The sequence below is a fragment of the Bradyrhizobium sp. 134 genome (assembly GCF_023074155.1).
Lineage (GTDB): Bacteria > Pseudomonadota > Alphaproteobacteria > Rhizobiales > Xanthobacteraceae > Bradyrhizobium.
On record NZ_JADPKX010000072.1, the window covers coordinates 43,806 to 57,087 of the forward strand.

Sequence of the window (13,282 nt, forward strand, 5' to 3'; positions counted from 1 at the left end):
CGTTTATAGCCCAGTTCGAGACGAACAGCACCAAGGCGCACAGGGCGAGCATCGCGATCGGTGCTCCGTTGCCGTATACGATATACGGCTTCTGGAGCGCGATCCAAGCGGCGATATGATGGGCGTTAGTGCAGCCAAGAGGTATGGGCGCAGCAATATTCGCGTTGAAGCGGTCGCCGCCCTGCACGGCAATCGTGTCAGGAGAAAGCGTTCAAATGAGTCTGCACCTACTCCATCCCGTCACAGGTGGAGAAGTCGTGAGATGCCCGGACAGATCGTCGTGCATGGCAATCAGCAAGCAACATAGACTCTAGAGAAGCTTGTGCGGCTTGGACCGCCCGCATACTCGCCTTCAATGAGCCGGCTCAACCATATCAGGAGGGTTCTCGTCTATTGGTTGAGACGGATCCTCCGATCCGTTTGCGGGCAAGAGGTATCAGCAGCCCCGATGGGATTGGCGGGACATCGGTCTCGGCGGGCAGTCTATTGGTCCCCAATCCACGCTAAACCTAACCGAAAGTACTGGCGCATTCATGCGACCTCTCCGCTGACGAGGCTCGAGGAGCGATCGGTTGCGACTGGTCGGACGAGGCGAGGTACCGCAGCAATCAGACGCTTGGTATAGTCGGCCCGTGGATTGAGGAAAACCTCATCCGTATCGCCACTCTCGACGACGCGTCCATGGCGCATGACCATGACCCGGTCGCTGAGATGGCGAATCACGCCGAGATCGTGCGAGATGAAGAGATAGCTCATACCGAGCTGCGCCTTGAGATCCCCGAGCAGATCGAGCACCTGCGCCTGGATCGAGACATCCAGAGCGGAAACCCGTTCATCGCAGACGATCACGGCTGGCTTTGGCGCGATCGCACGCGCGATCGCGACGCGTTGGCGCTGGCCGCCCGAGAGCTCCAGTGGCCGGCGATCCAGGAATGCTGGCGATAGGCCCACCGACTCGAGCAGCTCAATAATGCGCAGGCGACGCTCCGACCCGGTGTTCAAATCAAGGAGGCTGTCAGATATGATGCGGCCGACGGTCCAGCGTGGATCAAAGGAGCTGAGCGGATCTTGATAGATCACGGAGATCGAGCGGCGTCGCGCCCTACGCTTGCGTTCGGCGATTTCGCTCCACGCCTCTCCCTGGAACAGAATGGCTCCCTCGTCGGGAGTATCCAGAGCCATCGCCAGGCGGGCTGTGGTGGATTTACCTGATCCTGATTCCCCCACAAGGCCCAGTGTTTCGCCTGACCGAAGCTCGAAGGACACACCGTCAACCACCGTCCGCGGGACGCCATCAGGGCCGTTGAATCGCTTCACAAGCTTGGTCGCACTGAGGATGATTGCAGTGGATCTAGGCGAGTGTTGTTGTTGCAGCGGGCTCAGAGACTTGGGTAGCCGTGCAATCGCCGTGGACGACAAACGGGAGCCGCGGGGACGTCCCGAGGGTACCGCGTTCAGGAGCTGCGAGGTGTAATCGTGTTGCGGGTCGCCGAAGATCTGCGCAGCTGGTCCACGCTCGACGACCTCGCCTTCGCGCATGACCAGAACATCATCCGCCATGCGCGAGACCACCGCCAGGTCATGGCTGATCAGGATCAGAGCCTTGCCCCGTGCCTTGGTTTCCTCCAGCAGCGCCAGCACCTGCGCCTGCACGGTCACGTCGAGCGCGGTGGTTGGCTCATCGGCGATCAAGAGGTCTGGATCGAGTGCGAGCGCCGACGCAATGAGGGCTCGCTGGCGTTGGCCACCGGACAATTGATGCGGCAGCTGCCGGGCTTTGATCTCAGGCTCAGGAACCCCAACGAGTTCGAGCAGCTCAACCACGCGGCGTTTGAGTTCCTCACGGGAGTGGACAGCACGATGGAGGAGGAGGCCCTCGCCGATTTCTCTGCCGACCTGACGGAGTGGATCGAGCGAGAGAAGGGCGTCCTGCAGCACGAAGCCGATCTTCTTGCCCCGGATGAGCCGCCATGAACGTTCATTGAGGTCAGTCAGGTCTGTCCCTGTGAAGTTCATCTCGTGCGCATGAACATGTGCGCCATGGCCCGCAAGCCCGACGAGAGCGCGCGCGGTTACGCTCTTGCCCGAGCCGGATTCGCCGACGATCGCGAGGCAACGCCCCGGTCGAAGCGAGAACGACACGCCACGCACGGCCGTGCCGTTTGGATTGTCGCGTCCGAATGACACGCGCAGCGAATCTACGTTGAGAAGACTTGGCTGAGGAGGCTGGGGAGGAAGAACATGCAACATGTCAGCCCTTTCCTTCGAGGCGGTTCTGCAGATAACGTCCGATCACCGTCACGCTGAGAGCAAAGATCACCACTGCCAGACCCGGCATGATCTCGAGCCACCACGCATAGATCACGTAGTTGCGGCCAGCATTCAGGAGCGCCCCCCATTCAGGGGCTGGAGGGGGAACACCGAGTCCCAGAAATGCAACGCCCGATGCCCAGATGATGGCCTGGCCGACGCCAAGCGTGATCATCGCGGCCAACGGGTTCATGGCATTCGGGAGGATGTGCCTTCGCACGATACGCCAATACGGGTGTCCAAGCGCCTTGGCTGCCTCCACATATCCTGCGCCCTTAACAGACAGGACCTGCCCCCTGATCATCCGGGCATAACCCGGGGCCGTTCCGATCCCGACCGCGATGACCAACGTCAGCACAGTCGTGCCGAAAACGGCCACGAACAGAAGCGCAAGGAAAAGCACCGGTAGCGCGAAAAGTGCGTCGAGCAAACGGCTGAGAACATTATCGATGACTCCGCCGCAAAGACCGGCGGCGAACCCCAGAACGAGTGCAATTGACACGCTCAACGCGGTCGCGCCAAGACCGATGGTCAGGGACTGCCCTGCCCCTTCAACAATGCGGGAGTATAAATCGCGACCGGACTGATCAGTCCCCAGCCAGTGGCTGGGCGACGGGGCCTGTAGTGAGGACGTCAGGTCAATCGCCAGCGGATCATGGGTCTGTAGCAGCCAGGGCGCGGCCGCCGCTGTTAAGAAGAACGTAACGATGGTTATGGCCAAGCAAACCCGCAAAGGAATTGCCTGTGCCGTTGAAAGTGCTTCCTTCCAATAGTGAGATTTGAGGACGTCTGGTAGCGCGGCAGAGCAAGTCACGCCAATTTGATCCTTGGGTCAACGATACTGTAGGCGAAATCGACGGTCACGCTGACAATGACAAACAGGCCAGCGGAGACCAGAATGACGCCGGAGACGACGGGAACGTCGCGCGTGGATGTAGCGGCGACCAGGACGCCGCCAAGTCCCTGTCGGGCAAAGACGGCCTCAATTAAAACGGCACCGGACAGAAGCTTACCGAACGCCCAGCCTGACAAGGTGATTGCTGGCAAAGCTGCATGGCGCAGGACATGACGAAACCGCACGCCGAGATCGCCCATGCCTCGCGTTCGCGCCGAAGTTACAAAGGGCAACTCGAGCAAACGCGTGAACTCACTCGTAACGACTTGCCCGAAGAGCCCAGACAGTTCCAACGCCAGCGCCAGGGTTGGAAGAATGAGGCCGATCGCCGAATTGCCTCCCACCACAGGGAAGATGCGAAGCTGTACAGCAAAGACGACGAGCAGGATGGTAGCTAACCAGTAAGGCGGCACGGTCGCCAACAGAACCTGCATCCCGCTCAGCAGCTTCGCCCAGAAATTATCTCTCCCGGCTGCAAAAACTGTGGTCAGAATAGTGATCACCCACGCGGTTACGAGCGCGGCGACCGCAAGGAGGACGGTTGGCCCAATCTGTTCGGCAATGATGGCTGCCACTGGCCGATGCTGGTGGTAGGATTGGCCAAGGTCCCCCTGCAAAATCCCGGAGATGTATTTTGCGTATTGCAAGAAAATCGGCTGGTCGAAGCCATATTTTGCGTTGATTGCCGCAAGCTCTTGTCGAGGGGCCGCCCCTACATTGCCGCTGACGACGTTGAGGATGATCTGGGCGCGGTCACCTGGCAGCAGACATTGGACAAGGAAGGTGAATGTTGCCGCAGCCCATACGGTCGCTGCGGCGGACAGGATGCGATGTGCGAACCACACGGCCTGTCTGCGGGCTGCGACTTTCACGGGGCGGATTTCTTGTCGAAATAGCTATCATAAAAGACCGGCTCGCCGACGGAGCCGCGGTCGAGCCAAATGTCCTTTAGATGTGCTTGCACAGCTAGAGTGACGTCAAGGACTGCGAACCCCACGACAGGAGCGTCAGCGACGATCTTGCGCTCTGCTTCCTGATAGAGCGCGGTTCGCTCAGCATTGTCGAAGTGTTTTTCGGCCTTCTGAATAATGTCCCACAGTGCCCGGTCCTGGTAGCGTGAGGGATTGAAGCGATTGAGCTCACCATTAAGGTCAGGCTTCCAGGAGATGCGGAAGATTTCAGCGCCGGGAGCAACCCAGTAGAGAAGGACGACCTCGTAATCGTTCGGACCGAGATTTTTCCCGGCGAAGAAATCGGCCTGGTTCGTTGGCTGAAGCCGCACGTCGAAGCCGGCAGCCTTTGCCTGCTGTTGGATCACCTGCACGGCCTGCTCACCGTCGGGCTTCAAGAACGAACTCGAATAGGAGATGCGTACGACGAGCGGCTTGCCATGCTTGAGGCGAACGCCCCTGCTGTCACGCTCGGTCCAACCTGCCTGATCCAGGAGCTGATTGGCTTTGCCGACGTCATACCTGTATGACGGGGCAAGCTCGCTGATATATTCGGGCGAGCTTTGGCTTAGCGCGCCATTGCCTTCAAACGGCAAGGAGCCCAGGAACGAGGACTCGACCGCGGCTTTTCGGTCGGCGGCACAGGCAAACGCCTGGCGAACGAGCAGATCGTCAAAAGGCGAGCGAGCCGTATACAACGCCAAGCGCAGGGGCGTGCCACCCGTAATGTGCCGCAAGACAGTGAAGCGCGAGTTGGCATCTTTCCAAGCGACGGCTGGAACGTCGTAAGCTGCATCAGATTCCCCGGTTAGCAGAGAGCCATACCGAACGGTCTGATCGGGGAAGAACTTCCACTGGATCCCGTCAACGTAAGCCGGTCCCTGGTGCTTGGCTGTTGCCGGCGCGGAGTTGTAGTCGGGATTGCGGCGGAATATAACCTCTTTTCCCCGATTCCACTTCTGGACGATGAATGGACCCGATCCGACCGGGTTCTCGCAGTTCACCGCAAGTCCACGCTTGAGCGCCGTTGGCGACAGAATGCCCTGGGACGACTGGGCCAGAACATTGAGCAACGGCTGGAACGGCGCCTTTAGCGTTAGTCGAAGTGTCGCGGGCGCGATTGCCGCTGCCGATTCAAAGTTGTCGCTGAGGTAAGGAGCGGCCGTCGGATTGCGGAGGTCCGGATTGGTGCTGAGCCAGCCATTGATGTTGTCGGCAACGGCCTGTGCATCGAGCGGTGTCCCGTCGGTGAATTTCACGTTCGGCTTGATCTCAAACGTGTACACTTTCTTGTCGTCGGAGATGGTCCATGATGTGGCCAGCCATGGCACAATCTCCCCGTCCTTGGTCCGGGCGACTAGATTGTCGCTATATTGCCGCTGTAGATACCACTGCTGGACCCATCCTCCGAACAAGCAAGGCGGCTCCTGAAAGTGGCCATATCGAATAATGCCACCGCGCCTCGTACTTTCGCTCGAACCGTCCTGAGCAAAAGTGCTGGGCGCATAGGCGATCTGCGACAGCGTGGAGAGCGCGATTGCAATGGCTGCTGCCTTTTGCTTTCTGTAAGCGTGTGGCTGGCCCGCGAGAAACGCAGATGATTGTGTGTCGGACAGAGACATATCGAACTCCAAGCTATTGATAGTGAAACCGCGGGGCAGACGGCGGATCAGGCCGTCGCCCGCTCTTGCGACGGAACGCCCCCTGGGAGCGCAAGGCCAAAACGGTCACGCAAGGTTTCTTCCCGATACTCGGTGCGAAACAGTCGGCGGCGCTGCAGTATTGGAACGACATGATCGATGAAGGCGGGCGCACCATCCTCCAACACATCTGGGATGATGTTGAAGCCATCAACTGCGCCGGCGCGGTACCATGCCTCGATCGAATCGGCGATCTGTTCCGGTGCGCCCGCGATCACGCGATGGCCGAAACCCTGAACGCTGCTTATGATCTCCCTAACCGTCCGGCCTTGGCGTGCCAAGCTTTCGATGGTGCGGTGATGACCGACCGAAAATGGGACATCATTCGGATCGGGCAGCAGTTCCTCGGGAATGGGTTTGTCAAGGCTGAGCTTTTCGGGCGCCACATTGATGCCTCGCGCCAAAGCGACAAGCGCGCCGGGCAGATCGAGTAATTCGTCGATCGCTCTCTTGCGGCGATACGCCTCCTCTTCCGTGCCGCCAACGAAGGTGACCAGGCCCGGCAGTATGATCGGCGCCGTCCGCCGGCCGAGTTGATGCGACAGCGCACGCAGGCGTCCGGCCTCGCGCAGCGCTGTCTCCAGGTCGCCCGCAGCAGCGAACACCAGATCGGCGCTGCGCGCAGCGAGCCGCAATCCGTCGTCCGAGCCTCCCGCTTGAACGATGATCGGGTGCACTTGTGGCGAACCGGGGTGCGTGAGCGGACCGCGGACGCTAAAGATATTGGTGTTGGGGTCGAGCAGTCGAAACTGGGGATTGGCGTAGATTCCAGAGGTCTGATCCCCGACGATTGTTCCATCTCCCCAGCTCAGCCATAGCCCTCGGACGGTTTCGACGAAGTCTTCGGCGCGCTTGTAGCGCTCCTCGCGACCGAGCTCGCGCCCACCGAAATTGCCGACCGTCGCGGGGCTGGAGGTCGTGACAGCATTCCAGGCGACACGGCCGCCGCTAATGACATCAAGTGATTGGAAACGACGCGCCAGGTTGTACGGCTCATTGTACGTCGTCGATGCGGTTGCAATCAGTCCGATGTGCTTCGTCTCACGTGCGATTACGGTGAGAACAAGCGTAGGTTCAAGCCCGTTGAGTGGCGGTCGGCGGGTAATATCCCAAGATATTGCCGGGGTATCTGCAAGAAAGACCGCGTCGAGCAAGCCACGCTCGGCCACCTTCGCTGCGCGAAGATAATGCTCGATGTCAAAGAAAGCGCTCGGATTGGTGCTCGGCCAACGCCATGCTGCGGCGTGTCCGCCCGCGCCGTGAAGATTAAGCCCAAGATGAAGCGTTCGGATTGCAGAAGACATGAATTCTCCAGGCGCGGGATGGCATGCGCAGTTCAAGGGGTGTGTTGGCTCGGCTACGCGATCTGGCTGCTTCTTGCGCTCTCGCGCAGAGAACGAGCGGCATCTGAGGACGCGGCGAGGCCGCCGGTCGAGATTAGCGGATCAGGTGAAGCAACTCGCGCGCTCAAAGAGCCCGAACACTCGCCCAAGCGCGAGCCAGCTGGACCTCTGACGAATTCGATCGAGCGACGGTTGGCCGGGGAACATCGCGTATTGTACCTGCCCGAACCTCTGCTGGTGAGCCTTACAATGCGTGCAACTCGCGCGATGACCAAAGCTGCTGTCATGACAACTCCACGGCCGACACCGGCGGCCTTCGATCGCGAGAGAATCAAGCGACGGGACATCAAACGCAATAGTTGCGTATTTCAATCTGCTACCGCGCGCTGGCATACTCTTCTACGACAGCCTCGTTGTCTTCGAGCTTGCAGGATTTGTGCGCGTGCAGCCTGCTTGTCGCAGTTTCGGAGCGCGATCCCAAAGTCACGCCGAGGCGAGTGATTGCAAATCTGGTATGTCTCTTGGAGCAGTTCGGGGCGCGCACGGTGTTGGCGATGGGGATCCTCGCGTGTCCCTCGATAGGGTAGAAGAATTCTCGGGCCGATCGGCAAGGGACATAGCCCCGCGGCTTGCCGGGCACCCTTGTTGCGCGGGCAGCGCTCTCCGCCCGAGCATCGCCAGCATGAGCTTTAGTGGCCTCGCGTGCCTCTGTGGTGTGACTGTCAAAGCGCGCACTCGAAACGTGATCGACTTCGGCGCGCGAGATCAAGCGTCTTTAGCAATTGTGCCTCCTGACCAAGCCTGCGCTCGCATGTCTCCCGAAACCGGCGCGATCAATAGGGAGCTGAGATAGGGCGCTCCGCCAACCCAGCAGCGACGCCGCTGCGCGCTGGTCGATAGCTCGTTCGCCGCGGCGCTTTGCTCGTCAATCGCCGCGGGCTGCCGACGTCACATAGTTGCCGACGTCCACGACCTTCTTGATCGAGGCAGGATGCTGACGACTTCGCCGGAGATGCCGTCGGCTCAGCCACCTGGGTTGCGCTGCGCTTCTGGGACACCGACCTGACTGGTCCACCGCTGCTGTTCATTCGTAAGCAGCTCTTGACGTGTAATGGAATTTAAAGCCCGCTTGAAGCGAACCTGTCGCGTGCATCCTGAATAGAATGCGACAGATCCCGCGACTGCTCGATGATCGGTCCAGCTGCGGACGCACCATCAAGGTCGCGCATAATGGCCCCGATGCAGCAATTGGCTGGTTCCAGCACCGCTAATGAGACCGACATTTCTGCGGGGGTGCGAACCCGAGCAAAATCGAATTCCGCCAGAGCGGCAGCTAGTCCGCGAAGGTGTTCAGCGGCGGAATTGTACGCTTGCCAACCCGGGTTTGGGAAAGCAAGGAGAAATCTTGTTGGCCTTCTGGGGGAGGAAATCCGCAGCAAAGCGGCAATTCCGGCCCCGAATCGCTTATGTCAGTCGAACGGGACAACGCGTTTCCGTTCATGGGCGAGGCAGGCGTCTCGGCTCGGTGCGGGCGGGGTCGGTCCCCTGCATCAACACTGCGGGAAACTTGCTCCAGGCCTAGTGTAACTCGCCGGTAACGAACTGGGCTCGTCCCATGCCGAATGACCAATCTTCGTCCGCATTGATCACGAAGCTTATCATGAGGTCAGTTGGCGCTACTCCACAGGACGACGACAGCCTCTCGGCCAGGACGCGATAAAACTCCAATTTGGACGCCTTGTCGCGCGGTCGGCTCGTCAACTGCAACATGACCAATTTATCGGTCCGATTGATATCAAGACCTGTGTCAAGCGCGACGATGCTGGACTTGGGGTGCTGATGCACCACCTGATAGCGGTCGCGGGGCGGCACGTGGAGCGTTTCGACCAGAACTTCGTGAGTGACATCCAAAAGCCGTTGGATCTCCGCATCACTTCGTCCCTCGATCAAATCGAACCGTAAAAATGGCATGGCGATGCTCCTCACTGCCGGCTCAACTAACAAAGCTGCGGCGGGCAACCAAGGTGGACCGAGCAATGAAAAGCTGCAATACTCGGTGTATGTTTTCTCTGCCGAAATCGACATCATCATTCAAGATGACGGTCATCTATCTTTAAGATGGACGACGGAGCACTCCAACTCACGCGGCCCGAACACTTGCCAGGAAGCGATCGACATCCGCTTTCAGCAAAGTGGACTGGTGGTTCAGCCCATCTGCAGCCGCAAGCACACCAGCCGCAGCCACCCCGGTTTGGGCAGACGCCTCGCTCACCCCGACGATGTTGCGCGTTACATCTTCGGTGCCTTGCGCGACCTTCTGGATGCTGCGTGCGATTTCGCGCGTCGCGACGCCCTGTTGCTCCACGGCGGATGCAATCGCAATTGCGATCTCGTTGATCGAGGATATCGTGCCGCTCACGCCCTCGATTGCTTGGACAGCCTCGCTCATGGCGCCCTGCATGCCGTTGACTTGGGTCGAGATCTCCTCCGTTGCACGTGCGGTCTGCCCTGCGAGCGACTTCACCTCGCTTGCTACGACGGCAAACCCCCTTCCCGCCTCGCCGGCACGGGCGGCCTCAATGGTTGCATTTAGCGCCAGCAGGTTCGTCTGGCTTGCGATCGCAGTTATTAACTGAACCACGTCTCCGATCTTTGATGTCGCGGCTACAAGACCTTGAATTGTGATATTAGTGCGTTGCGCCTCTTCAACGGCGCCTCCGGCGACCTTGGTCGAACGCGCCACCTGATTGCCTATCTCGGCGATCGAGGCCGAGAGCTGCTCAGTGGCCGACGCGACCGACTGCACGCTTGAGCTGGCCTCTTCTGCAGCAGTCGCAACCACTCCGGACTGGCGGCTGGCAGATCTCGCCGTCTCCGACATGCCTTGGGACGTCGTCCTCATAGCGGAAGCCGAGTGAGAGAGGGCATCGAGTGACGTGCTTACACCTTGTGCGAACTCGTCGGCCAGCTTGCCCAGGAGGCCCCGTTTTTCCGTCTCGGCCATCAATTTCATCTCGTCCTGTTCCTGGCGAAGGCGAGCGGTCTCTATCATGGCGTCCTGAAACACTTTGACGGTCGTCGCCATCTCTCCCACTTCATCCGCACGCGAGAGCGCAGGAATCGCCGATCTTGTATCGCCACTGGCGAGCTTTCGCATCGCCCGCGTGAGACTGGCGATCGGCCGCGTGATACTGCGGCTGAGAAGAATTGACGTGGCCACGACAAGCGCAAGGGCTATAAGGATGAGAAGGCCAATGCGCTTTGCTTCTGCCATGAATATCGCGTCTACGTCGTCCAGATAGATGCCGCCCGCGACTGCCCAGTCATAGGGCTTGAACCCCACGACATAGGCGATCTTGGGAAGTGGGTCGCCGACGCCGGCACGGGGAAAGCTAAAGGCGACAAAGCCGGATCCGCCGGACTTCACAAGATCGACTTGCAGCCGGGAGAAAAAGACACCGTTGGCATCCGAGGTGTCCTTCATGCTCTTGTTCTGAAACTTGGGATTGGGATGCGCGACCAGTACGGAATCCATGTCGAGGGCATAGAAATAGTCGTCCTTGCCGAAACGCAATGATTGAAGCAGTTGCTTGCTCCGTTCCAAGGCCTGCGCATCGGAGAGCCCTGCCGCTCGGGATCCCTGGTAGTCCAATTCAAGCACCTGCTTCGCCAGGAGGACGAGCTGCTGAAGCTTGTCTTTTCGGTCCTCGAGCAGGCTGCTCTTGAGGGCCGACAAGCCGACCCCGGCCACGGATGCAACACCTAGAACAGAGAGAACCACCATCAACATCAGCCTGGAAGAAATCTTGAACTTGGCAAGCATGAAAAATCCTCAACACGCTGAGTCCGACCATCACTCCGCCTCATCTATCGCACATTGATAAAAATTGCCTTTAGCCCACAGGGCCACCTTGATATCAGCGCCAGTCGAACAAGGGCGCAGGGATGCGAGTTTATGCAAGCCTCGTTGCGACGTTTCGCGGCGAACCATTACCAGTTGAGATGACGGTCATCTCTTCTCTAGATGACGATGCGCGCCGCATCGTTCCCCAATGCGTCTTTCACGCGGCCCACATTGGTCGTTAGGATGATTGTGACGACATTCAAAATGTTGCTGCTGCTGGCTTCAAGAGTGGACTGGAATGGATCTCTCCGATCTCAAAGTGTTCGAGACGGTTCTGCGTCTTGGAAGTATCAGCCGTGCGGCAACGCAGCTGTGTACTGCTCAATCCAAAGTCACAACTCGTATCCGAGTGCTTGAGGGCAAGCTTGGCATTTCACTCTTCGAGCGTCACGCACGGGGCGTAACGCCAACCCCGGCAGCCCACAGGGTCCTCCCCTATGTCGCTAGGCTTTCAAAACTTGCCGCGGATGCCCGAGCTGCGGCACGGGATGATGGTGTGCCGAGGGGCACTCTGCTGATCGGAAGCCTCGAGACGACCACCGCGTTGCGATTGTCTCCGCTTCTGCCAAGGTTTGCCAGCGCCTGTCCCCACGTCCAGCTCACGATCACGACCGGAAACACTACACGCTTGTTGAATGACGTCCTCGAGTATCGTCTCGACGGCGCGTTTGTCGCGGGCCCGGTCGATCACCCGGACCTGCATCAACGGCCTTTCTTCCACGAGGAGCTCGTGCTGGTAACGGCCCCTTCGGTCCGGACAAAGGACCTGGCTGCCATCGGGCCCTTGAAGATGATCGTCTTTCAGACCGGCTGCTCTTATCGCACCCGTCTGGAGACGATGCTGATGGAAATGGGGATCACTCTGTCCGAGCCGCAAGAGCTTGGTTCTCTCGACGCCATCATCAGTTGCGTCTCCGCCGGCCTTGGTGTCACCTTGATGCCGAGAGGTGTCATTGCAGCTGCCGCCCGGGACGGCAGGGTCGCTGCGCATGCGTTGCCGCCTTCCCGGACGGCCGTTGAGACGGTGTTCGTCTGGCGAAAGGATGTCTATGTATCGAGCGCGATGACAGCCCTGTTCGATCTGATCGAATCCTGGCCGTAACTCGAGCCGTCCAGCCTAGGACCGCCGCTCGCCTTCGAAGTAGTTCAATAGGCCCGTGCCTGGTGCGCAGTTGACATACTCGAAAAGCTGGTTGTTCTCCGGCAGCACGAAGACTTCATGCCAGGTTCTGAGCTGGTTCTTCGCGCCGAACTTGCGGTAACGGGCCATTGCGGCGCGGAAGATCGCCCCGTGCGACGGATGATGCTCAGCCCAGTTCTCCATGTGGCCGAGCGAGAGAAAATATCCGAGCGCATGAGTCTCGAGCTCGGGTGCCCCGCCGACATCGCATGTTTGCTGAAACCGCAGCGAGCAGCAACCCGTTGCCTCAGGACTTTCGCGCAAGAAGTCCATTCCGCGTTCGAGGGGAGCTCGCAGGTCGCGCATGTAATCCTCGGTTTGGTCGGCATCGCAGCGCCCCCAAAAGGCCGCCGATCGAATGACGGTGAGGTTCCGGGGCGTAGCGATCCGCCACCGATTGGACCTGGTCTCGCGCGGCGTCGCCGATGGGAGCTCAGGCAGCGCCGACGGCAAGGGATCGACCGCGGCGAGTGGGATCCGGTCGCGCATCGCGCCGTAATAGCCGCAATACGGTGTCGGGTAGAGCGCCACTTCGTTAGAGCGACTCATTCCGGCTGGATAATCGTTCCAATACAGCGTCTCAAGGCGTTCGATCGGAACGGTCAAGCTCTCACGGAAGTAGCCCGTTGCCTCCGAACACCTCGCCGAATCGTTCCACCAATTTGCCACGCGACTATCTTCGAGCCAATCATCACGACGGGTCCGGTCAACCCAATAGCTCGCAACCACATGCGTATAGAGGCCGTTGTGATCGACGAACCACGCATGATCGTGCACGTGCGGGCCGTTCGGCAGGCTGACGGCCTCGGACATCCACCGTATGAAGCCGGACTTGTAGACGGCTTCCGCGTTCGGTCCCTGGATGCCGTGAAATGCAACACACAAGGCGTCGCATTTGCGTGGGAAACCGACGGACCAACGCTGGACCACCGGCTCGAAACCTTTCGGCTTACGCAGCGGATTGATCCGCTCCAACACCTGAAAATTCATAGCGAGCTCC

9 protein-coding genes are annotated in these 13,282 nt (G+C 59.6%); 1 reads left to right on the plus strand and 8 read right to left on the minus strand.

The window, feature by feature from the left end; all coding sequences use genetic code 11:
- Positions 1-531: 531 nt before the first annotated feature.
- The 7 genes from IVA75_RS27520 to IVA75_RS27550 all read right to left on the minus strand — a co-directional run bounded on the left by IVA75_RS27520 (position 532) and on the right by IVA75_RS27550 (position 11,021).
- Positions 532-2,250: an ABC transporter ATP-binding protein gene (locus IVA75_RS27520; RefSeq protein WP_247285566.1), complete on the minus strand. Its 1,719-nt coding sequence runs from the start codon at positions 2,248-2,250 to the stop codon at positions 532-534.
- 1 nt (position 2,251) lies between these two features.
- The gene (locus tag IVA75_RS27525) at positions 2,252-3,031 is read right to left on the minus strand and encodes an ABC transporter permease (RefSeq protein WP_247285565.1); all 780 of its coding nucleotides are present in this window, start codon (positions 3,029-3,031) and stop codon (positions 2,252-2,254) included.
- A gap of 89 nt (positions 3,032-3,120) precedes the next feature.
- Positions 3,121-4,077, minus strand: coding sequence for an ABC transporter permease (locus tag IVA75_RS27530; protein WP_018458450.1), 957 nt, complete (start codon positions 4,075-4,077; stop codon positions 3,121-3,123).
- Entirely contained in the window at positions 4,074-5,777 is a 1,704-nt protein-coding gene (locus tag IVA75_RS27535; RefSeq protein WP_247285564.1) for an ABC transporter substrate-binding protein, read from the minus strand. Before IVA75_RS27535 ends, IVA75_RS27530 begins: the two co-directional genes overlap by 4 nt.
- Positions 5,778-5,824: 47 nt before the next feature.
- A complete protein-coding gene (locus tag IVA75_RS27540; RefSeq protein WP_247285563.1) occupies positions 5,825-7,159 on the minus strand; it encodes an NtaA/DmoA family FMN-dependent monooxygenase in 1,335 nt (444 codons plus the stop codon).
- A gap of 1,617 nt (positions 7,160-8,776) precedes the next feature.
- Complete coding sequence (locus IVA75_RS27545) at positions 8,777-9,169, minus strand: tautomerase family protein (RefSeq protein WP_247285611.1); 393 nt, start codon at positions 9,167-9,169, stop codon at positions 8,777-8,779.
- Between the two features lie 169 nt (positions 9,170-9,338).
- Entirely contained in the window at positions 9,339-11,021 is a 1,683-nt protein-coding gene (locus IVA75_RS27550) for a methyl-accepting chemotaxis protein (RefSeq protein WP_247285562.1), read from the minus strand.
- 319 nt (positions 11,022-11,340) lie between these two features.
- Here IVA75_RS27550 and IVA75_RS27555 point away from each other — a divergent pair, with 319 nt between their 5' ends.
- Entirely contained in the window at positions 11,341-12,204 is an 864-nt protein-coding gene (locus IVA75_RS27555; RefSeq protein WP_018458443.1) for a LysR family transcriptional regulator, read from the plus strand.
- A gap of 15 nt (positions 12,205-12,219) precedes the next feature.
- Here the strand turns inward: IVA75_RS27555 and IVA75_RS27560 are convergent, their stop codons facing one another.
- Positions 12,220-13,272 carry a phenylacetaldoxime dehydratase family protein gene (locus IVA75_RS27560; RefSeq protein WP_018458442.1) on the minus strand — a complete coding sequence of 351 codons (1,053 nt, stop codon included), beginning with the start codon at positions 13,270-13,272 and terminating at the stop codon, positions 12,220-12,222.
- Between the last annotated feature and the right edge of the window lie 10 nt (positions 13,273-13,282).

Coding starts and splice junctions, on each gene's coding strand:
- IVA75_RS27520 (WP_247285566.1), bottom strand. CDS start 2,250: ATGTTGCATGTTCTTCCTCCCCAGCCTCCTCAGCCAAGTCTTCTCAAC.
- IVA75_RS27535 (WP_247285564.1), bottom strand. CDS start 5,777: ATGTCTCTGTCCGACACACAATCATCTGCGTTTCTCGCGGGCCAGCCA.
- IVA75_RS27540 (WP_247285563.1), bottom strand. CDS start 7,159: ATGTCTTCTGCAATCCGAACGCTTCATCTTGGGCTTAATCTTCACGGC.
- IVA75_RS27545 (WP_247285611.1), bottom strand. CDS start 9,169: ATGCCATTTTTACGGTTCGATTTGATCGAGGGACGAAGTGATGCGGAG.
- IVA75_RS27550 (WP_247285562.1), bottom strand. CDS start 11,021: ATGCTTGCCAAGTTCAAGATTTCTTCCAGGCTGATGTTGATGGTGGTT.
- IVA75_RS27555 (WP_018458443.1), top strand. CDS start 11,341: ATGGATCTCTCCGATCTCAAAGTGTTCGAGACGGTTCTGCGTCTTGGA.
- IVA75_RS27560 (WP_018458442.1), bottom strand. CDS start 13,272: ATGAATTTTCAGGTGTTGGAGCGGATCAATCCGCTGCGTAAGCCGAAA.